General features: G+C 73.0%; 14 protein-coding genes. 8 read left to right on the forward strand and 6 right to left on the reverse strand.

Annotated features, from left to right (window positions below; genetic code table 11):
* Positions 1–40 precede the first annotated feature (40 nt).
* Complete coding sequence (locus tag PT931_RS34170; RefSeq protein ID WP_456249856.1) at positions 41–1,969, reverse strand: DNA/RNA helicase domain-containing protein; 1,929 nt, start codon at positions 1,967–1,969, stop codon at positions 41–43.
* A 209-nt stretch (positions 1,970–2,178) separates the two neighbouring features.
* Between PT931_RS34170 and PT931_RS34175 the strand changes: the two genes are divergently transcribed.
* Positions 2,179–2,904 (forward strand): class I SAM-dependent methyltransferase, encoded by a 726-nt coding sequence (locus tag PT931_RS34175; RefSeq protein ID WP_456249857.1) that lies wholly within the window; start codon positions 2,179–2,181, stop codon positions 2,902–2,904.
* 65 nt (positions 2,905–2,969) lie between these two features.
* Here the strand turns inward: PT931_RS34175 and PT931_RS34180 are convergent, their stop codons facing one another.
* Genes PT931_RS34180 through PT931_RS34190 form a run of 3 tightly spaced genes read right to left on the reverse strand, consistent with a single transcriptional unit; the run spans position 2,970 to position 7,733 of the window.
* Positions 2,970–3,806 carry a hypothetical protein gene (locus PT931_RS34180; protein WP_456249858.1) on the reverse strand — a complete coding sequence of 279 codons (837 nt, stop codon included), beginning with the start codon at positions 3,804–3,806 and terminating at the stop codon, positions 2,970–2,972.
* A 16-nt stretch (positions 3,807–3,822) separates the two neighbouring features.
* Entirely contained in the window at positions 3,823–6,336 is a 2,514-nt protein-coding gene (locus tag PT931_RS34185; RefSeq protein ID WP_456249859.1) for a polynucleotide kinase-phosphatase, read from the reverse strand.
* Entirely contained in the window at positions 6,336–7,733 is a 1,398-nt protein-coding gene (locus PT931_RS34190) for a 3' terminal RNA ribose 2'-O-methyltransferase Hen1 (RefSeq protein ID WP_456249860.1), read from the reverse strand. Before PT931_RS34190 ends, PT931_RS34185 begins: the two co-directional genes overlap by 1 nt.
* Positions 7,734–7,917: 184 nt before the next feature.
* Between PT931_RS34190 and PT931_RS34195 the strand changes: the two genes are divergently transcribed.
* The 5 genes from PT931_RS34195 (at position 7,918) to PT931_RS34215 (ending at position 14,373) form a co-directional block, all read left to right on the forward strand.
* Entirely contained in the window at positions 7,918–8,676 is a 759-nt protein-coding gene (locus tag PT931_RS34195) for an NUDIX hydrolase (protein WP_456249869.1), read from the forward strand.
* A complete protein-coding gene (locus PT931_RS34200) occupies positions 8,673–9,797 on the forward strand; it encodes a molecular chaperone DnaJ (RefSeq protein WP_456249861.1) in 1,125 nt (374 codons plus the stop codon). Before PT931_RS34195 ends, PT931_RS34200 begins: the two co-directional genes overlap by 4 nt.
* Before the next feature lie 3 nt (positions 9,798–9,800).
* Complete coding sequence (locus PT931_RS34205) at positions 9,801–10,772, forward strand: hypothetical protein (protein WP_456249862.1); 972 nt, start codon at positions 9,801–9,803, stop codon at positions 10,770–10,772.
* 160 nt (positions 10,773–10,932) lie between these two features.
* Complete coding sequence (locus tag PT931_RS34210; protein ID WP_456249863.1) at positions 10,933–12,174, forward strand: adenylosuccinate synthetase; 1,242 nt, start codon at positions 10,933–10,935, stop codon at positions 12,172–12,174.
* A 36-nt stretch (positions 12,175–12,210) separates the two neighbouring features.
* Positions 12,211–14,373: a DEAD/DEAH box helicase gene (locus PT931_RS34215; RefSeq protein ID WP_456249864.1), complete on the forward strand. Its 2,163-nt coding sequence runs from the start codon at positions 12,211–12,213 to the stop codon at positions 14,371–14,373.
* A gap of 160 nt (positions 14,374–14,533) precedes the next feature.
* On the opposite strand, the gene PT931_RS34220 is transcribed toward PT931_RS34215, so the two are convergent.
* Positions 14,534–16,189 (reverse strand): alpha/beta hydrolase, encoded by a 1,656-nt coding sequence (locus tag PT931_RS34220; RefSeq protein ID WP_456249865.1) that lies wholly within the window; start codon positions 16,187–16,189, stop codon positions 14,534–14,536.
* Between the two features lie 192 nt (positions 16,190–16,381).
* Between PT931_RS34220 and PT931_RS34225 the strand changes: the two genes are divergently transcribed.
* Positions 16,382–16,846, forward strand: coding sequence for a hypothetical protein (locus PT931_RS34225; protein WP_456249866.1), 465 nt, complete (start codon positions 16,382–16,384; stop codon positions 16,844–16,846).
* A 63-nt stretch (positions 16,847–16,909) separates the two neighbouring features.
* Here the strand turns inward: PT931_RS34225 and PT931_RS34230 are convergent, their stop codons facing one another.
* The gene (locus PT931_RS34230) at positions 16,910–18,865 is read right to left on the reverse strand and encodes an RICIN domain-containing protein (RefSeq protein ID WP_456249867.1); all 1,956 of its coding nucleotides are present in this window, start codon (positions 18,863–18,865) and stop codon (positions 16,910–16,912) included.
* A gap of 295 nt (positions 18,866–19,160) precedes the next feature.
* Here PT931_RS34230 and PT931_RS34235 point away from each other — a divergent pair, with 295 nt between their 5' ends.
* Positions 19,161–21,605, forward strand: a complete 2,445-nt coding sequence (locus PT931_RS34235) for an alpha-L-fucosidase (RefSeq protein ID WP_456249868.1) — start codon at positions 19,161–19,163, stop codon at positions 21,603–21,605.
* The last annotated feature ends 66 nt before the right edge of the window (positions 21,606–21,671 follow it).

Genomic DNA, 21,671 nt, shown 5'->3' on the forward strand with positions numbered 1-21,671 from the left:
TCGGGTGCCGTGACGGTGAACGTTCCACGGCACCCGACGACTAGTGGTCGCCCCTCGTGACTCTGCTCCGGAGGAAGTCCCGAGTCGCCGGATCGGTCGCGTAGATCACGGTTCCCTTCATGCCCCGGGTGAGCAGCACCTTGTAGGTGTTCCGGATCAACGTGTCGATAGCGGCGTCCGTCGAGGTCTTGTGCCCCAGGACGCTGTCGACGTTCCTGTTTCTGATCGACATCAGCTGATCGCCGCGGGCGACCAGGTCCGGTCCGATGATGACTCCGGACCAGTCGTACTCGAAGCCCTGCGCCGTGTAGACGCAACCGACCTGGCCGAATCCGCCCGGGTCAGTGGCCCAGAGCGCGGAAGCCGGGGCGGTACCCACCGCACTCTCGCCTTTGACGTTCCACGGCCGGGACCAGTCTTCGATGGCGACATCGGGCACCAGGGTTCCGTCCCCGTTGGGATCGCTCCACTTCCAGCAGTATCCGGCACTCATCCGGGCCGACGTCCCAGGATCCTCCTGCTGTTTGGCGAGCAGCAGCTGTTCCATCTCATGGGGGCTCTCGGCGATCGTCACCTCGAACTGGCCGTCCGTGGCCCACACCATGTCCGCGTCGCGCAGCGGAGACTCAGCCGGGGCGTCGGTCTCCTCGTCTCCGTCGAGGCCGGTGTCGGAGGCCGGGAGTCCGAGAAGGTTCAGCACCCACCTCTCGTACCGGGAACTGCCGCCGCAGCGGAACTGCTCGTGCAGTCCGATGACGTGGACCGCCATTCCGCGCTGTTCGGCATGGCTCCGGATGACGTCGACGGTGCCGGTCTCCCCGGGCCGCACCACCTGATGTTCGTCGAGGAAGAACACCGGCACGTAGGCCGCGCTCAACAACTCGTCGATCTGCGGCTTCCCGGTCCGGAGCGCGGCCTTGGTCCACCGGTCGGCGGACTGTTCGCGAATACGGTGGGCCTCGTCGCAGATGAGCACGTCAAGGCGGTTCGGCGGCGCTGACATGAAGTTGTTGAAGTACTTGAACATGCTCTTGACCCGGGGCGCCCCCTTGCCCGCGTACCGTCGGAGGGTCTTCGTGAACGCCTTGGAACCGGTCGCGTGGAGCGCGGCCCCGCCCTGACGTGTCACGCCTCCCAGGACGGAGAGCGCGATGGCACTCTTGCCGCTGCCGGGACCGCCCGTCACCACGATGGCCGTTTTCCGGTCACCTGACCGGGCCTTCTCCACAGCGTTCATGATCAGCTCGTAGGCGAGCCGCTGGTTGCCGACTAGAACGAACTGTTCGCGGTTCTTGATCTCCTCGGCGGCCAGTTTGAGGAGCTGCTTGCTGGGACGAACTCCGCTGCTGAGTAGCCGGTCACCCGCCCGTGCGGTGGATTGCGGCGCGAGGTGCCTGCTCAGAAAGGCCTGGAACTCGCCTCTGCGGTTCTTGGTGAACAGTTGGCTGTACTGCGTCTGCGGGAGTTCCAGCAGATCGCGGACATCCGCCTCCTCGGCGTTGTGCAGGTACGCGACACCGCGCAGTTGGTCGGTGCGGCCGTCAAGAACGGTGAGGAAGTCCGCCATGTACTGGCAGTAGCCCTCCACCTGGGTCCCGGGATGCAGTTGCGGTCGGTTCATGCCGGACACCAGGACCAGGTTGTCGGCGGCGTCATAGGTCTCCGCCTGAGACCACTGCTTCAATTCGACCACGACGTATGCGTCGAGATCCGGACTGCCCGGCCTGGTGCCGGCGAGTACGACATCCGCGCACCTGCTGGTCAGCGGAAGGCGGAACTCGATCAGCATCTCCACGCCGCCCAGCCCCGCGTCCACCAGGTCCTGCGCGAGCACCGGGAGGCTGTTGTCCCAGGATTTTCGTTCGCTGGGTGAGACGCCCCGTGTCATCTGGGCGAAGATCGCACGGGAGAGCGACCCGTCGCGCGGAAACTGGGCGACAGCGGACGCCGATGCGCGGAACACGGACACGGAAATGGCCCCCTGGGCAGCGTGGAGGAACCTGTGCGGACAGCAGGGATTTCCGGAATATCCGGAAGACTGCGCGGCCGCTGGGACATCGCTGACTCTAGTCGCGGAGTAGCGCGATTTTCAGCCCCGGGGACGGGTAGTCAGCGCTCCTGCCCGGTTCGGAGGTGGCGCCCGGTGCGGATAGGGTCGTGGCCTTGGGAGGTGGGTCGGTGGCGTTGCTCCGGGACGGTGCGCTGGAGAGTTCTTCGGTGGTCGCCAACTGCGCGATGAACCGCGAACGCGGGCTGACCGGCTCCAACGGCTACGGTCGTGAGCTGGGCCTGGACCCGGTGGCCGAACTCCGCAGCCGGCTGGGTCACCCGACCCGCCCGGTCCGCTGGTTGGACCTGTGCTGCGGCTCGGGTCGGGCGCTGTCCGAGGCCGCGACACTGTTCGGGGCGGCCGGCCTGGCGGAGCGGGTCGAGATCGTCGGCGTGGACCTGGTCGACCACTTCGCGACGTCCCCACACACGGGGGTACGTCTGGTCACCGCCTCTGTCACCGACTGGACCCCGCAGACCGGGCACCTCTTCGACCTGGTCTCCTGCGTGCACGGCCTGCACTACGTGGGCGACAAGCTCGGCGTCCTGGCCCGTGCCGCGTCGTGGCTGGCCCCGGACGGTGTGCTGGCGGCCAGCTTCGACGTGGCCAGTGTCCGGGGCGCGGACGGGAAACCGATGGGCCGTCGGCTGACCACGGCCCTACGGTCGGCGGGCTTCGGGTACGACGCGCGCAGCCGGCGGATCACCCGTCGGGGCCGGGGCGAGGTGACCCTGCCGTTCGAGTATCTGGGCGCGGACGACCAGGCGGGTCCCAACTACACCGGCCAACCCGCAGTCAACTCGCACTACGCACCTGTGTCACGAGAACCGATCCGCAGGCACCTTCAGGTCTGACGGGCGGACCCGGCGGCCGGCGGACCCGGCCCGTCAGCTGTCCGGGAGTCGGCGGCGCACCAGTTTCAGGCGGCGCTGCCAGACCAGCCGCCGCAACTGCCGGGGCGGCAGGTCCCGGTGCTCCGGCCCAGGCTGCCGGTCGGCGCGTTGTCCCCGAGCCGTGGCGGACGGGGGCTCTCCGACAGGATCTCGGCGCGGGCCTGGCCCGTGAGGCGCACCTGCTGGCGGTAGTTCTGGAGGATCTGCACCTCGCCGTCCGGCCAGAGGTCCTCCGTGGCGGTCTGGCCGCCGTGCCACCAGTCGCCGAGCTGGTGGACCTCCACCGCCCACTCCTTCGGCAGGGAGGGCGGCGCGGCGAACACGACCAGTCCGCCGATCCGGTCGCACCGTCTGCCGGTCCGCGCGGCCGGCGCGCGCCACGGGCGCTCCTCGCGCGGGCGAATCCTCGGTGCATTGCTGGCGGACACGGCGGTGTCGAGGCCGTGGGTCTGCCAGACGACGGTGCCGTCCGGGGCGCCGGCCAGGGGGAGTTGGCGGCGCAGTTGGCGGGCGGCCGACGTCGACAGGGGCGTCAGGGTCGACGGCAGCAGGACGACCGGGTCCGACGGCTCGGCGTCGAACGGGTTCGGGTCGAGGAACGGGCGGTCGAGGAGCACCAGGGTGTTCGGCCTGCGCTGGAAGGCCAGGCCCCACAGCAGCCGGCCGAGCAGCCGCGCGCCGTGCAGGTCGGACAGGACGTGCCAGCACTCGTGGTGGTGGTTCGTCGCGAACCGTGCCGGGCTGCCCGGGCGCAGGCCCAGCACGGTGTACTCGCGACCGTCCAGCCGGATCCGGCGGCGGTGCATCTTGAAGCGTGCCCCGATGTCGCCGGCGGTGCCGGGGCGGGGGCGGCGCGCGGTCACCGGTCCGCCCCCCGGTTCACAGGCGGGGGTCCGTGGGTTCGGACTCCAGGGCCAGGATCGCGAACACCAACTCGTGCACCCGCCACAGCGGAGCCCGCCCCGCCACCGCGTCGAGCGCCGCCATCCCCAACCCGTGCTCCCGCAACGCCAGACTCCGCTTGCGCGCCAACCCCCGGTCCCGGAGCCGGTCGAGGTGCGCCGTGTAGTCGGGCCCGTAGATGATCCGCAGGTACTCCCGGCCCCGGCACTTGATCCCCGGCTGCACGAGTTTGCCTCGCACCCTGTGCCCCAGCCCCGCGTGCGGCTTGATGACCATGCCCTCGCCGCCCGCGCCGGTCAGTTCCAGCCACCAGTCGGTGGCCGCCCGCTCCGACGCGGGGTCGGTCAGGTCGACGACGCGCCGGCCGGTGGGGCGGAAGGTGACCGGGTCGGCGGCCACGAGCCGGTCGCAGGCGGCCAGGTGCCAGTCGTGGTCGCGGTCGGCGTGCGAGGCGCCCTCGGAGGCCAGCAGCATGAAGGGGGCCAGCTGGATGCCGTCCAGGCCGTCGACGGGCCAGCAGTACCGGCGGTAGGCCTCGACGAAGTCCTCGGCGTGGTGGGACCGTTCCCAGGTCTTGTCCCGGAGCGCGGCGAGGTCCAGGCCGCGCTTGTGGCCGGCCTCCAGGGCCCAGGTGGCCGCGCTCAGGGCGGAGCGGGCCGCCGCGCCGACGGCCGCGTACTGCGAGCGGATCAGCGGACCGGCCTTGGCGGACCAGGGCAGCAGTTCGCAGTCGAGGAGCAGCCAGTCGGTCCGCAGCTCGTCGAAGAGCGGGGCGGCGGCGACGCGTACCCGGTGGAGAAGTGTTTCGGTCTGTGCCGGGTCGGTGAAGAACGGCCGGCCGGTGCGGGTGTGGATCACGCCGGAGGATCCGTCGGGCACGCCGAACCGGGCCCGGGCGGTGGCCTGGTCGCGGCAGACGAGCACGACGGCGCGGGAGCCCATGTGCTTCTCCTCGCAGACGACCGTGTCCACGCCGGCGGCCCGGTAGTCGGCGAACGCCTCGGTCGGGTACTCCAGGTAGCCCTCGACGGTCGACGTGGACGGCGGGGACATGGTCGGCGGCAGCCACAGCAGGGCGCGTGGGTCGATCGCGTACCGGCTCATCACCTCCAGCGCGGCGGCGGCGTTCTCGGCCTCGACCAGGACGGTGCCGTAGTCGGTGCGCAGGTGCCGGCGGCCGGTGACGTCTGCCAGGTTCAGGGTCGCGTCGTCGCGGGCCGGGGCGCCGAGCGGCTTGACGGGCTCGTAGTGCACCCGCTCGGCCGGCACGGAGACCAGAGCCTTCTCCGGGTACCGCAGCGCGGTCAGCGCACCGCCGAACACGGCACCGGTGTCCAGGCAGATCGTGTTGTTGACCCACTCGGCGGCCGGGGTCGGCACGTGGCCGTAGACGACCATGGCGTCGCCCCGGTAGTCGGTGGCCCACGGGTAGCGGACGGGCAGGCCGTACTCGTCGGTCTCGCCGGTGGATTCGCCGTACAGGCAGAAGTCGCGGACCCGGGCGGAGGCGCGGCCCTGGTACTCCTCCTTGAGTCCGGCGTGCGCGACGACCAGCCGGCCGCCGTCGAGGCGCAGGTGGCTGACGAGGCCGTCGATCCAGCGGGCGGCCTCCTCGACCCAGGCGGGGTCCTCGTGGGAGAGCTGTTCGAGGGTCTCGGCGAGGCCGTGCGAGACGGTGACCGGGCGGCCGCGCAGGGAGCGGAGCAGCTTCTGCTCGTGGTTGCCGGGGACGCACAGCGCGGTGCCGGCGGCGGTCATGCCCATCACGAGGCGCAGCACGCCGGGGGAGTCGGGGCCCCGGTCGACGAGGTCGCCGACGAACACGGCGCGCCGACCCTCCGGGTGGGTGGCGTTCACCGGCCGGCCGGCCCCGTCGCGGACCAGGGTCCAGCCGAGCGTCGTCAGCAGGGTCTCCAGTTCGGCGCGGCAGCCGTGCACGTCGCCGATGATGTCGAAGGGGCCGGTGACGTCGCGGCGGTCGTTCCACGCCTTCTCGTACCCGATGGTGATGTCGCTCGGGTCGTGGACGATGTGGACCTTGCGGAAGCCCTCCTTGCCGAGGCCGCGCAGGGAACGGCGCAGGTCCTGGCCCTGCCGCTGGAGGACCTTGCGGCCGAACCCGCGGTCGGGGCGGGCCTGGGTCCGTTCCCAGGCCACGGATTCGGGGGTGTCGAGGACGATGGCCACGGGCAGCACGTCGAACTTCCGGGCGAGCTTCACCAGTTCGGCGCGGGCGTGCTTCTGGACGTTGGTGGCGTCCACGACGACCCGGCGGCCGGCGCGCAGCCGCAGGCCGGCGACGTGGTACAGGGCGTCGAACGCGTCCTTCGTCGCGGACTGGTCGTTCTCGTCGTCGGAGACCAGGCCCCGGAACGCGTCGGAGGACAGCACCTCGGTGGGCAGGAAGTGTTCGCGGGCGAACGTGGACTTGCCGGAGCCGGAGACGCCGACCAGCGCGACGAGCGCGAGCTCGGGAATGTCGAGGTGCATCAGGCGGCCTTCCGGAACAGGGCGAGCTGGGTGGGGGAGCCGACCTCGGGGTCTTCGTCGCCGACGGGGCGGAGTTCGGCGGTGTAGCCGTGGGCGGCGCAGACCCGGTCGACCCAGGCGGCGAACTCGGCGCGGGTCCACTCGAACCGGTGGTCGTCGTGCCGGTGGCCGTGCAGGGACTCGTACCGCACGTTGTACTCGACGTTCGGCGTCGTCACGATCACGGTGCGCGGGGCGGCGTGCCCGAACACGGCCCGCTCCAGGGCCGGCAGCCGGGCCTCGTCCACGTGCTCGATGACCTCCATCAGCACGGCGGCGTCAAAACCCTTCAACCGGTCATCGTGGTACGTGAGTGCCGACTGGATCAGCGTGATCCGGGCGCGCTGCCGGTCGGGCATCCGGTCGAACCGCAGCCGGCGCTCGGCGATGGCGAGGCTCACGCTGGACACGTCCGCGCCGACGATCTCGGTGTACCTGTTGTCCGCCAACAGTTCCAGCAGCAACGCGCCGGGCCCGCAACCGAGGTCGAGCACCCGCGCCGCTCCCGTCTCGGCCAGCGCGGCGAGTACGGCCTCCTTGCGCAGCCTGACCAGCGGCTTCGCGCGCTCGGCGGCCTCGACCCGCTCCACCGCGTCGGGGGTGTCGTCGAGCGGTTCGTCGGTGGCGTCCAGCCGTTCCAGCGCGGACTGGGCCAGGGTGCGCCGGCCGGCCAGGTACCGGCGCGCGATCAGTTCCCGTTCGGGGTGCCCGCCCAGCCAGCCGTCCCCGGCGCGGAGCAGCTTGTCCACCTCGTCCTCGGACACCCAGTAGTGCTTGGCGTCGTCGAGCACGGGCAGCAGCACGTACAGGTGGTTGAGCGCGTCGGCCAGCCGCACCGTGCCGGTGAGCCGTAGCCGCACGTACGGGGAGTCGCCCCACTCGGGGAACGCGGGGTCCAGCGGCACGGGCGTGGCGGTCACGGTCCAGCCGAGCGGGGCGAACAGCCGCTCCACCACGTCGGCGCCGCCCCGGCACGGCAGAGCCGGCACCTCGATCTCCAGCGGGATCGCCGTGTCGAGCAGGTCCGCCCGGTCCCGGCTGGCACCCTTGAGCGCCGAGCGGAACACCTTGCCCAGGGCGACGGTCAGCAGGCTGGACGCCGCGTACGGTCGGTCGTTGACGTACCGGCCCAGGGAGAACGAGTCCGGGGTCCTGCGGCCCTTCGACGGGCGGGCGAGTTCGACCGGGTCGACGTCGAGGAGCAGCGCGGCGGTGCACCGTTCGGTGGTGGGCTCCGGGTAGAAGACGTGCGCCGTCCCGCCGGTCGTCGCGAAGGACTGCACCCGGTCGGGGTGCTTGACCAGCAGGTATCCGAGGTCGGTCGCCGGAGTGTGGGTGGTGGAGATCGTCAGCAGCACCCGTTGATCATCCCAGGCGGTGACCAGTGGTTTTCCGGGCCGGGGCCGGCGCCGGGGCCGAGCCGAGCCGGCGCGGCGCGGCGCGGCGCGTGGCGGGGCGTGGCGGGACCGGGCAGGCCGGGCCTTGTCGGCGGGCGGGACGGGTGCTAGGTTGTTCTCAGTTCGAGATAATCTGACTGTGAGAATGACTGGAGCGGCGATGACCGACCACCTGGACGACTACGACCCGAGGGCCTACCCCGCGGTCGCCGTCACCGTCGACATGGTCGCCCTCACGGTCCGCGACGGCGTCCCGCACGTGTTACTGGTCGAGCGCGGCGAGCGGCCGTTCGCCGGCCGGTGGGCGTTGCCCGGCGGGTTCGTCCGTGCGGAGACCCTCGACGAGGCGGCGATGCGCGAGCTCGCCGAGGAGACCGGCCTGCGCCCCGGCACCGGGCCGCTCAGCGCCGTGCACCTCGAACAGCTGGGCACGTACGGCGACCCGGGCCGCGACCCCAGGATGCGGGTGGTCTCGGTGGCGTACCTGGCGTTCGCGCCCAGCCTGCCCGACCCGAGCGCCGGGGGCGACGCCGCGGGGGCCGCCTGGGTGCCGGTCGACCGGGCCACCGGGCTCGCCTTCGACCACGACGCGATCCTCGCCGACGGGCTGGAGCGGGCCCGGGCCAAGCTGGAGTACACGCCGCTGGCGACGGCGTTCGTGCCCGCGGAGTTCACCATCGCCGAGCTGCGCGCCGTGTACACCGCCGTCTGGGGCGAGGAGCTGCACGCCGGCAACTTCCACCGCAAGGTGCTGTCGGTGCCCGGCTTCGTGGAGAGCACGGGGGAGACCACGGGGCGCGGCGGTGCCCGGGGCGGGCCCCGGTCCAAGCTCTACCGCGCGGGGGACGCCCGGCTGCTGCACCCGGCGCTGCTCCGGCCGGCCCGCGAGGAGGAGGTCCGATGAGCCCCGGCCGCGGGCCGAGACCCGACCCGAGGACGGACTTCGAACCCGACGACGACCACCCGAAGAAGGCCCCGGCTCCGCGATCGGCGCCGGCCCCGGCTCCGCGATCGGGTTCCGGACCCGACCCGGACTTCACCGCCCTCGTCACCGCCGTGCACGCGGCCCGCGCCCCGGGCGAGCTGTTCGGCACCGACCAGCCCGCCCGCGCGTACCGGCGCATGGTCCGGATCCTGCACCCCGACACCACCACCGGCGACCGGGCCACCGCCACCGCGGCCTTCGCCCGGCTCGCCGAACTCTGGGCCGAGCACGAGGGCCGGGGCGGCGCGGTCCTCGCTACCCGGACCCGCCGGTACCGGATGGGGCCGTTGCTCGCGACCGGCGACCTGGCCAACCTGTTCCGTCTGAGCCACTTCGACGGCGACGTGGTGCTCAAACTGCCCCGCGCTCCCGGCGACAGCGACCTGATCGAACGGGAGGCGACCGCCCTGGCCCAGCTGGCCCGCGACGGCGACCCCCGGCACCGCGCCTACGTGCCCCGGCTCGTGGAGACGTTCCGGCACGAGGAGCCCGGGACGTGGGTCCGACGCACCGCCAACATCCTGTCCGACCACTCCGAGTTCGTCAGCCTCGCGAAGGTCGCGGAGTCCTATCCGGACGGTGTCGACCCGCGCGACGTGGCCTGGATGTGGCGCCGGCTGCTGGTGGCCCTCGGCCACGCGCACCGGGCCGGCGTGCTGCACGGCGCGGTCCTGCCCGAGCACGTCCTCATCCACCCCCGGGAGCACGGGCTGGTCCTCGTCGACTGGTGCTACTCCGTGACCACCCCCGACACCCCGGTGCCGGCCCTGGTCGCCCGGCACCGCGACCGCTACCCGCCCGAGGTGCCCGCCCGCCGACCCGCGTCCGCAGGCACCGACGTGCACATGGCCACGAGCTGCATGCGGGATCTGATGGGTACCAGGGCGCACCCGGCCCTGCTCCGCTTCGCCGCCGGCTGTTCGCTGCCCGACCAGCGCAGGCGCCCCCAGGACGCCTGGCGGCTGCTCGCCGAGTTCGACGAGCTGCTCGAAGACCTGTACGGCCCCCGGACCTTTCGACCGTTCACGCTGAAGGAGTAAGTCATGGGAAGCGGACGCTGGGACACCAACGTGTACGACGCCGCGAAGAGCTACCGGGCCGCCACCGGCACGAGTGCCTTCGCCTACAGCGACAGCGGGGCGCGCGACGTGCACCCGACGCTGGACCCGCACGGGGTCGACGTCCGGGAGAGCCGCGACAGCGACGAGCACCCGCGCTCCACGGCCATCGCGGTGCTGTTCGACGTCACCGGCTCGATGGGGCACGTGCCCCGCACCCTGCAGACCAAGCTGCCGGAGCTGTTCGGCCTGCTGCTGCGCAAGGGGTACGTGACCGACCCGCAGATCCTGTTCGGGGCCGTCGGCGACGCCACCTGCGACCGGGTGCCGTTGCAGATCGGCCAGTTCGAGTCGGACAACCGGATGGACGACCACCTCGCCAACATCGTGCTGGAGGGCGGCGGGGGCGGCCAGCGCACCGAGTCCTACGAGCTCGCGATGTACTTCATGGCCCGGCACACGAGCCTGGACTGCTACGACAAGCGCGGCCGCAAGGGGTACCTGTTCCTGATCGGCGACGAGATGCCGTACGCGGGCGTGAAGCCGAAGGAGGTCAGGAAGGTCGTCGGCGACAAGCTGGCCGAGCCGGTCCCGGTGGCCGCCATCGTCGCGGAACTCCGGCAGCGCTACGAGGTGTACTACATCCTGCCCACCGGCAGCGCGTACGCCGGCGACACCGAGATCCTCGGCTACTGGCGCGGCCTGCTCGGCCAGAACGTCATCCAGCTCGACGACCTCGACGCGGTGTGCGAGACGATCGCGCTGACCGTCGGGCTCGGCGAGGAGGCGATCGACCTGGCCGAGGGCCTCGCGGACCTCGCGGACGTCGGGTCCGGCGCGGGGGAGGTCGTCGGGCGGGCGCTCGCGACCCTCGGCGCCGGGCGGGGCGCCGTGGTCCGGGGCGGGCTCACCGGGGCCGACCTCGCGGGGCCGACCGGCGCGGTGGAACGGCTGTGACCCCGCGGCCGCCGGGGACCGGCTCCTCCGGGCACGGCGCCGGCGGCCGGGGCGGCGCACGGACCCGGCCCGATATCCGGACGCGGCCCGGTGTCCGGACCCGGCCCGGTGTCCGGACCCGGCCCGGCGCGCGGACCCTGCCCGGGGGAGCGGGGCACCCGTGCTGAGCGGACACGTCGTCGTGGTCGACCTCGGCTACGGCGACGCCGGCAAGGGCACCGTGGTGGACGCGCTGTGCGCCGACGGGGGGCGCAGCGCGGTCATCCGGTTCAACGGGGGAGCCCAGGCCGCGCACAACGTGGTGACCCGCGACGGCCGGCACCACACGTTCGCCCAGTTCGGCGCGGGCACGCTGCACGGGGTCCGTACCCATCTGTCGAGGTTCGTCGCCGTCGACCCGCTGGCCCTGGCCGGCGAGGCGGACCACCTGACCGCGCTCGGCGTGCCGGACCCCTACGCACTGCTCACGGTGGACGGTGACGCGCCGCTCACCACGGTCTGGCACCGCGCCGCCAACCAGCTCCGCGAGCGCCGCCGGGGCGGGGACCGGCACGGCTCCTGCGGCCTGGGCGTCGGCGAGACCGTGTCCTACGCGCTCGACCACCCCGACGCGCCGCGCGCCGCCGACGTGCGCTCCCCGGCCCGGCTGCGCCGCCGGCTCACCGCGGTCCGCGACCGGCTCACCGACCAGCTCGGCGACCTCGGCGCGCCCCCGGTCGAGGAGGTCGCGGCGGTCTTCGAGGCCTTTGGCCGCGCGGTGCGGATCGTGGACGGCCCGGCCACCCTGCGGGGGCTGCTGGCCGCCGGCCCGTGCGTCTTCGAGGGCGCCCAGGGGGTACTCCTCGACGAATGGTTCGGCTGGCACCCCTACACGACCTGGTCCACCACCACCTTCGCCAACGCGGAGACCCTGCTCGCCGGGGCCGGCCGGGAGGCGTACCGGCTGGGGGTCGTGCGCGCCTACACCACCCGGCACGGCCCCGGCCCGCTGGTCACGGAGGACGCGGCCCTGACGGCGGCGCTCCCCGACCCGCACAACGGGGTCGGCCCGTGGCAGGGCGCGTTCCGGGTCGGGCACTTCGACGCGGTCGCGCACCGGTACGCGGCGGAGGTGGCCGGCGGCGTGCACGGCCTGGCCGTCACCCACCTCGACGTGCCGGCCCGGGTCCCGGAGCTGGGCATCTGCACCTCGTACGGCGACTGGGACCGGATCGTGCCCGGCGCCCAGGGGGATCTGGCGTACCAGGAGGCGCTCACCGCGAGACTGGCCTGGGCGCGCCCGGGGCGGCCCGAACGGCCGGACGACTGGGCCGGGACGATCGGGAAGCTGCTGCGGGCGCCGGTCGCGCTGGAGTCGCACGGGCCGACGGCGGCGGACAAACGGGTGACCGGCGACGGGTGACGTCGGGTGTCGCACCCGGGTGACATGCTGGTCGGCGTGTCCGTGAACAGCGCCCCCGTCACCCGGCAGCGCGCCAGAGCCGCCATCGCCGCGGCGACCGCCCTGCACGCCGCCGCGGACGCCCTGACCACCCAGCACCGCCGGGCGCTCGACACCGCCCGCACCGCCCTCGCCCCGCTGCTCGCCGAGCTGGTCGCCCGGGAGCTCACCCGGATCCCGATCGCCCGGCTCAAGGACGTCACCGAGGGCCGGCTGCGCCTCGCCGCGCTGGAGGCCGCCGGCTACACCACGGTCCGCCATGTGCACGAGGCCTCCCGGCACACCCTGCGCCAGATCCCGGGGGTGGGGAACCAGACCGCCGACCAGGCCCTGGCCGCCGCCCGGCAGATCGCGGAGGCCGCCGGGGAGAACGTCACGGTCCGGCTCGACGTCGACGCGCCCGACGCGTCCTCGACCGCCCTCGTCGCGGCCCTGCACCCGCTGGTCGACGCGGAACCCGACCTGCGCCGGGCCGCGGACGCCGCCGGGGGCCTGACCGCCCGGATCACCCCGCTGCTCGGCGTGGCCCGGCCGGCGACCGGCTGGCTCCGCACACTGTTCACCGGCAGGGCCGGGCGGGACGCCGCCGAGGCCGCCGTGCTCGACCTGGAGGCGGTCCTCGCCGAGGCCGGCGCCCGCGACACGGCCGTCCTGCTCAGCCAGGTGACGGTGAGACTGCTCGGCGAACCGGCCACCGGCGCCGGGGCCTGGGTGGACTTCGAGGTCCGGTCCGCCGACTACTACGGCCTGCTCGCGGAGCTCTCCGGCGGCAGCCCCGACCTGGAGGCCGCGCAGGGGTTCGTCCCCGCCGGGATCGCCGACCGGGTCACCGCCCAGCCCCTCGACGACATGCACCTGCGGGTCTCCCTGCGCGGTTACCAGTCCTTCGGCGCCCGGTTCGCGCTCGTGCAGCGCCGGGCGATCCTGGGCGACGAGATGGGGCTGGGCAAGACGATCCAGGCCATCGCGGCGCTCGCCCACCTCGCGGCCCGGGGCGGCACCCACCACCTGGTCGTCTGCCCGGCGAGCGTGCTGATCAACTGGACCCGGGAGGTCGCCTCCCGCAGCCGGCTGCGCGCCGTGCCGGTGCACGGGCCCGACCGGGACGCCGCGTACGCGGAGTGGCGGCAGGACGGCGGCGTGGCCGTCACCACCTTCGACACGCTGCACCTGCTCGCCCCGCCCGAGCCGGGCACCGTCGGGATGCTCGTCGTCGACGAGGCGCACTACGTGAAGAACCCGCACACCCGGCGGACCCGGGCCGTGCGGGCCTGGATCAGCAGGGCGGACCGGACCCTGTTCCTGACCGGTACGCCGATGGAGAACCGGGTGGCCGAGTTCCGCAGCCTGGTGTCGTACCTGCAGCCCGACCTCGTGCCCGACGTCGCCGACGCGGTCGCCGGGTCCCGCGCGTTCCGGTCCGCCGTCGCGCCCGCCTACCTGCGCCGCAACCAGGAGGACGTGCTGCCCGAGCTGCCCTCGCTGATCCAGGTGGACGAGTGGGAGGAGCCGAGCGCGACCGACGAGGCCGCCTACCGCGACGCCGTGCTCGCCGGGAACTTCATGGCGATGCGCCGGGCCGGGTACGCCGACGCCCACGGGTCCACGAAGCTGCGCCGCCTGCGCGAACTGGTGACCGAGGCCGCCGAGACCCAGCTGAAGGTCGTGGTCTTCTCCTACTTCCGCGACGTGCTCGACACCGTCGCACAGGCGCTCGGCGCGGGCGTGTTCGGCCCCATCACCGGGGACGTGCCGCCGAGCCGGCGCCAGGCGCTCATCGACGCGTTCGCGGCCGCTCCCGGGCACGCGGTGCTGCTCAGCCAGATCCAGGCCGGCGGCACCGGGCTCAACATGCAGGCCGCCTCCGTGGTCGTGCTGTGCGAACCCCAGGTCAAACCGACCCTGGAACACCAGGCCGTGGCCCGCGCGCACCGGATGGGACAGGTTCGCAAGGTGCAGGTGCACCGGCTCCTGACCACCGGGGGAGTGGACGAGCGGATGCTGCGGATCCTGGCGAACAAGGAACGGCTGTTCGACGCCTACGCCCGCCGCAGCGACGTCGCCGAGTCCTCGCCCGACGCGGTCGACGTGTCCGACCGGGGCCTGGCGCGGCAGATCGTCGAGGAGGAACAGGCCCGGCTCGCGACGGCCGGCGCCTGACCCCGAAAGACCCTTCTTCGGGTACTGGGGCAACGCGTCCCGACCGCCATCAGCCGGCAGCCTCCGTGTCTGCCCCGGGATGGCCAGCGGCTCCCGCGTCCCGCGCCGACCTGGGCGCTCCAGGTTCCCCGCCCGGCACCGGCCGGTTGTCTCCGGCCGCTCAGGCGGGGCAGGTGACCGGCCGCTGGGGCCAGGACTCCGCTGTGGACGGCACGGTCCCGTTCAACAGGAAGTCGTCGACGATCCGCCCGACGCACGGCGAGTTCCCGTAGGCGATGTGCCCGTCGGCGTCGGCGACCACCAGCCGGGCGTCGGCGAGCGCGTCGGCGACGGCCTCGGCCCCCTCCAGCGGCGTGGCGGCGTCCCGGGTGTTGTTGACCAGCAGGATCGTCGGCGCACCCTCGGCGCTGACCGGGTGCGGCGCGACGGTCGGCGCGGCGGGCCAGTACGCGCAGTACTGGCTGCTGTAGTACAGCCACGCGCCGAAGTGCGGCGACGCCTTCGCCGAGGCCGCCGCCCCCGCGTCCATCCGCGCGGCGGTCTCCCCGGGCGTGCCCCGGACCTGCCGGGGGTCCCCGATCAGGCAGGTCACGGCCGCGAACGCCGAGGTGGCGTTGGTGTAGCGGCCCTGGCTGTCGCGGTGGTAGTAGTCGTCGGCGAGCGCGAGCAGCCCGTCGCCCCGCCCGTCGAGCGCGTCGCGGAGCCCGGTCCGCGCCTGCTCCCAGTTGTCCGGCGAGTACGTCGCCTGGAACAGCGCCGCCCGGGCCAGCGACCCGGTCAGCTGCCGGCCCCCGGCGGCCGGCAACGGTCGGGTGTCCAGCTTCGCGAGCAGGTCGTCGACCGCGCGGACCGCGCCGTTCTCGTCGGTGCCCACGGGGCAGTCGGGGCGGCGCGCGCAGTCGCGGAGGATGTCGCGCAGCACGGACTCGGCCTGGTCGGGCTCGTCCTCGGCGGCAGCGGGGCCACCGGGGTCGGGGCCACCACCGGGGCCGGGGCTCCCGCCCGGACCAGGCGTGCCCGGACCAGGGCTGCCCGGACCAGGCGTGCCGGGACCTGGGCTGCCGCCCGGCCCGGGGCTGGCCGTAGCGTCGGGCCCGGGAACCTCCCCCTCCGCCGGATTGTCGACCGAGTCGAGCACCATCCGCCCCACCCGGCCCGGGAACCGCTCGGCGTAGAACTGGCCGAGCCGGGTGCCGTAGGAGAACCCGAAGTAGTGCAGCCGGTCCTCGCCGAGGGCCGCGCGGATCAGGTCCAGGTCCCGGGCGACGTTCTCCGTACCCATGAAGGGCAGCAGGTTCCCGGACCGGGCCCCGCACGCGTCCGCGAACGCCTTCAGGTCCTCGTGGACCCGGGCCCGTCCGGCGGGGGTGGTCGGCGTGCGGTCCGCCGCCGTGAACTGGTCCATCGCCGGGTCGTCCAGGCACCGGACCGCGCCGCTCGCCCCGACCCCGCGCGGGTCGAAGCCGACGATGTCGTACCGGCCCCGCAGCGCCGCGAACTGTTCGCGGCCCTCGAACACCATGTCCAGCCCCGACTCGCCCGGCCCGCCCGGGTTGACGACCAGCGCGCCGATCCGGGCGGCGGGGTCTCCGGCCGGCAGCCGGTTGAGGGCGATCCCGATCGTGGGGCCCTCCGGCCGGTCATGGTCGACGGGTACCCGCAGCGTCGCGCAGTCGAAGCCGTCCCGGCCCGCGCACGGCGCCCAGTCGGGGCGCGCCGGGGCCGCCCCGGGCCGGACCAGTACGAACACGACCAACCCGGCCGCGAGGACCGCCGCGACGATCCCGGCGGCGAGCAGCCACTTCCTCGCGAACATGCGCGTCCCGTCTGTCGTTCGGCCCGGGCCGGAGCGGACACTGCGGCGGGCCACCAGTACCCCGTTGATCATGCTATAAGGGGTTTTGCTGTGTTACGCGGGACCCGGGAGTGGCGGCGGACCCGCAGGGCTCCCGCGCCGCCGGGAGGCTAGCGTGTGGGGCGACATCCTTCCGACGAACGGCAGTCCGGCATGAGCCAGCTCGAAGACGTAGCAGACCAGGACGGCTGGCGCTGCTGGGTGTGCGACGAACCCGTGGACCGCGCCATCTCCGTGAACGACCCGCGCGGCCCCAGCGTCGACAGCCGCACGGCCCAGAAGTCGGGGAAGAAGAACACCGGGGACTTCGCGGGCGCCGAACGCCTGGCCCACCGGGGCTGCAACACGAAGAAGGGCGCCGTCACCGCCGTGATCCCGTGGCCGGCGGACCTGATCCTGATGGAGCCCGCGCCGCTGATCACGGTCGCCGAACGGCTGGACCGCAAGGGCGGCCGGGAGGTCGTGGTCCGGTGCGCGGACCGGGCCGACGCGGACCAGGTCGCGGCCTGGCTGGTGGACCGGTTCTCCCGGCTGGCGCCGAAGCTGCCGGTGACGTCGAGCGTCGAGCAGGGCGGGGGCCAGTTCGTGGTGGCCCTGACGACGGCCCGCCGCCGCTGAGCAACCCCTTCCGACGGGTACGGGCCACCGACAGTCCCCTGAGGTCGGCGGCCCGCCCGCGCGTCAGGCGGCCGTGAACGCCCACCGTTGGGTGGCCGCGCCCGTGCCCGTCTGCTGGGTGGCGGCCGAGCCGTTGCCGGTCCCGGCCGCGCCGAGTACCAGGCCGCTGTGCCGGGCGGTCACCGTGTACCCGCCCCCGGTCGCCGGGCTGAGCTGCCAGCGCTGGTTGGCCGTGCCGGTGCAGGTCCACTGGAGGATCGCGGCCCCGGCGGCCGTGCCGGCGCCGTCCACATCGACGCACAGCCCGGACTTCACGTTCCGGATCGCGTAGCTGCCGTCCCCGTTGGCGGTGAACGTCCAGCGCTGGTTGTCGCCGCCGTGCCGGGCCCACACGATCAGCCGGGTCCCGGGCGCGGTGGTACCACCGGGCACGTCCAGGGCCTGGCCGGTGCCGGACAGCGCCACCTCGTAGGTCCCGCCGGAGGTGACCGGGCCGGCGGAGCAGGTGACCCCGGGGCCGCCGTGCGCGCCGATGCTGGGGGCCGCGGTGCCGGACACGGGGTTGCCGTAGTAGTCCCGGCCGCCGTTGGTGGCGATCAGGGCGCCGGTGCCGATGGCGGGGGAGGCGGCGCACAGCCGGTACCCGTCCGCGTGGTCGAGGTCTGTGGCCGTGCCCGCGCCGGAGAGCTTCGGGTCGGCCGTGCTGCCCGAGCCCGCCGGCGCCCCGGTGACGTTGACCAGCACGTTGTGGTCGAGGACGTAGCCGGCGCCCAGCGCGGAGAAGCCCGCCGAACCGCTGCCGGTCTTCACGACGACGTTGTTGCGGAACCGCACGTTGCGGCGGGTGGTGTTGTTGTCGTTGACGACGGTCTGGCTGACGCCGGGGCCGATGTGGATCGTGTTGTTGTACACGTCGGCGGACTCGATCCCGCCGGCCGAGCACGTCTCCACGCCGCGGTGGGCGTCGTTCTGGCTGATGTTGTAGCGCACGACGGCGTCGCGGACGATCCCGCTGGCGTTGCACAGCAGCATGAACCCGCCGGCGTTGTCGTGGCTGTAGTTGTACTGGAACACCGCCCCGATCGTGCCCTGGTCCACGTCGTAGGCCATGCCGTCGCGGGTCGTCTGCCCACCCGTCGCCTCGTTGTACTGGAACACCGCGTAGTCGGCGTCGTAGGCCCACATCCCCGCGTTGTAGCCGGCCGACCGCTTCTGGAACCCGTTGACGTAGTTGCGTTCGATGAGCGCGCCGGTGGTGTTCCCGGCGACGATCCCGTCCCCGCCGAGGTCGCCGAGCCGGTTGCCGCTGATCACCACGTTGGGCCACGGCCGGAAGATCCCGGCGGGGTTGGCCTCGAAGCCCGACCGGTTCCAGGTGGACACCATGAAGATGCCCGCCCGGTCGACCTTGTTGACGGTGTTGTTCCGGATCGTGATCCCGTCGAACAGGGTCTGGGTCGTGGTGCCGCTGACCGCGAAGTAGATGCCGCCGCTACCGCCGAGGTCCTTCTTGTCCTCGCCGTTGACGTCGTGGATGTCGAGGTTCTCCAGGACGATGTGGCTGGCGGTGCCGTAGTCGGCGAGTTCCACCGACACGCCCCGACGCCTGCCGACGGTCGCGCCCTTGTTGGTGATCTCGAGGTTGCGGACCTCCCACCACTGCTGGTTGTACAGCCGCACGGCGGCCTCGACGCCCGCGCCCGCGATCACCGGCTTGGCCCCGGTGCCGTACGCGTCGACCGTGACCGGGCTGCCGGTGGTGCCCGAGCCCTTCGGCGTGAGTGCCCCGGCGCAGGTCGTCCCGCGCAGGATCAGGATCTGGTCGCCGGCCCCGAACGTCCGACCGTTGACCTTGCCCAGCGTCCTCCACGCGGTACCCGGGGTGGTGCCGGTGTTCGCGTCGTTCCCGGCGGCGCAGTCGAGGTGGTAGGCGGTGCCGGCGGCCGACGCGGGCTGGGTGCACACGGCGGTGGCGGCCAGCGCCAGCAGTGCCGCGCCGGTCAGGGTGCGAATGCGCATCGTGGTCACACTTTCATGAGGGTGAGGAGGATTAGACCGACCGTCATCGATTCCCGTCAAGAGTTGATCGAAATTTGCTCATACGCTGCACATTCGAGCAGTCGATTCCAGGATCTTCGGGCGGTCGCGCACCGGCTTTGAGCATGGCGTTCGCCGTCCTCGCTCCCAGACATCGGATGACATGGCGCGATCGACCGGTTGACAGCGCGAGACTCCGGGGGCAACCTGGGGCAGTCATCCGATCACATCGATCAATATGGCCCCCGATCGTGCCCCTCACACGAGAGCAGGTCCCGTGAAACGCAGACTCCTGGCCCTGGCGGCGTGCGCCCTGACCGTCGCCGTCGCCGCCCCCGCGCACGCGGCCGTCACCCCCGCCCCGGTGATCGCCACCCCCGCCTCCGACACCCTCGCGCAACGGATCGAGAAGGCCGCCAACGTCGTGCCCTCGGCCGCCCAGCTCGCCTGGCAGAAACGCGAACAGACCGCCTTCATCCACTTCGGGCCCAACACCTTCAACGGGGTCGAGTGGGGTGACGGCAGGGAGAACCCGAACGTGGTCAACCCGACGGCCCTGGACACCGACCAGTGGGCGTCCACCCTGAAGAACGCCGGCTTCCAGCAGGTCACCTTCACCGCCAAGCACCACGACGGCTTCCTGATGTACCCGACGAGGTACAGCAACCACTCGATCAGGGCGAGCAGCTGGCAGAACGGCACCGGCGACATCGTGCGCAGCTTCGCCGACTCCGCGCACCGGTACGGGCTCAAGGTCGGGTTCTACCTGTCCCCGGCGGACCTGCACGAGGCGCTGGCCGGCGGCAGGTACGGCAACAACAGCGCGGCGCGGGCGGCGACCATCCCCGAGGCGGGGCTCGACGGCACCCGGCCCACCGGCCCGGCCACGTTCGACGTCGTGGCCGACGACTACAACCGGTTCTTCATGAACACCCTCTACGAGCTGCTGACCCAGTACGGGCAGGTCGACGAGGTGTGGTTCGACGGGGCCAACCCGCTCGGGAACACCACCCAGACCTACGACTACGCCGACTGGGTGCGGATCGTGCGCACCCTGCAACCGGGGGCCGTGATGTTCGGAGGCACCGACCTGCGCTGGGTCGGCAACGAGGACGGGGTGGGGCGGCTGTCGGAGTACAGCGCGCTGCCGTTCAAGGGGCCCGCCACCGGTGCCGCGGACCGGCCGACGTCGCCGGTCGGGGGCGAGTACCCGGCTGATCTGGGTTCCGACGCCAAGCTCGGGGCGGCCGAGTTCCTGAAGTGGGCCCCGGCGGAGTGCGACGCGCGGATCCAACCGGGCTGGTTCTGGAAGGCCGGCAACGGACCGAAGACCCTCAACCAGCTCAAGGAGATGTACCGCACCTCGATCGGCCGCAACTGCCTCCTGCTGCTCAACACGGCCCCCGACAACACCGGCCGGCTCCCCGCCGACGTCGTGACCCGGCTCGGCGAGTTCGGCACCTGGATCCGGGCCCACTACGGCACCGACCTGGCCCGCACCGGCACCCCGACCAGCACCGACGGCGGCACCCCGGCCAACGCCACCGACGGCGACTACGACACCGCGTGGAGCCCGACCGGCCCGACCGGCACCCTGACCGTGGACTTCGGCGCGCCGAAAACGGTCGGGGAGTTCGGCGTCCAGGAGAACATCGCCGTCGGCCAGCGGGTCACGTCCTTCGCGGTGGACACCTGGAACGGCGCCGCCTGGGTCCAGGCGACCACGGGCACCACGGTCGGCTACCGCCGGCTGCTCAAGCTCGCCACCCCGGTCACCACGAGCAGGATCAGGCTCCGGGTACTGACGGCCCGGGCCACCCCCGCGATCTCGGCGTTCTCCGCCTACCCGGGCGACCAGGTCGCCAACCTGGCGTACGGCCGCCCCGCCACCCAGTCCACCACCGCCTGGGGCGGCGACGCGGGCCGGGCGGTCGACGGCGACTCCAACGGTTCCTGGGCGGCCGGCTCGGTCACCCACACCAGCGACCCGGTCACGGAGGCCAACCCGTGGTGGCAGGTCGACCTCGGCTCCTCGCGCCCGCTCGGCACGGTGCACGTCTTCAACCGGACCGACTGCTGCGCGAACCGGCTGACCGACTACTGGGTGTTCGCGTCCGACACCCCGTTCACCACGGGCAGGACCCCGGCGCAGCAGGCCGCCACCGCGGGCGTGTGGAGCGTGCACCAGACCACCCAGGCCGGCGCGCCCAGCACCATCCCGGTCGGGCGCTCGGCCCGGTACCTGATGGTGCAGCAGTCCGGGAAGCAGATCCTGTCCCTCGCCGAGGTCGAGGCGTACGAGCCCACCGCCCTGACCGACGGGGTGTACACCGTCACGAGTGTCGGCTCGACCAGGAACCTCGACAACCCGGGCGGCGGCACGGCGGGTACCCCCCTCGTGCAGTGGGCCCCGCACACCGGCACCAACCAGCAGTGGCGGTTCACCGGCACCGCCGACGGCACGTACGTCATCACCAACGTCGCCAGCGGGCTGTGCGTCGACGTCAGCGGCGGCTCCACCCAGGACGGTGCGGCGGTCATCCAGTGGACCTGCACCAACGGGCCCAACCAGCGCTGGCGGGTCACCGGAGGCACGATCACGGCCGCACACAGCTCCAAGGTGCTCACCATCGCCGGGGTCGCCAACCTCGACGCCGCCACCCAGGCGGCCGACACCGGCACGAACCTGCAACGCTGGGCCCTGACCAGGGTCGGAGCCTGACCGGAGTCGGAGCCCGACCCGAGCCGGTGCGCCCCCGCGTTCGTCAGCGCGGGGACGCACCGGCGC

Source organism: Longispora urticae, assembly GCF_053902585.1.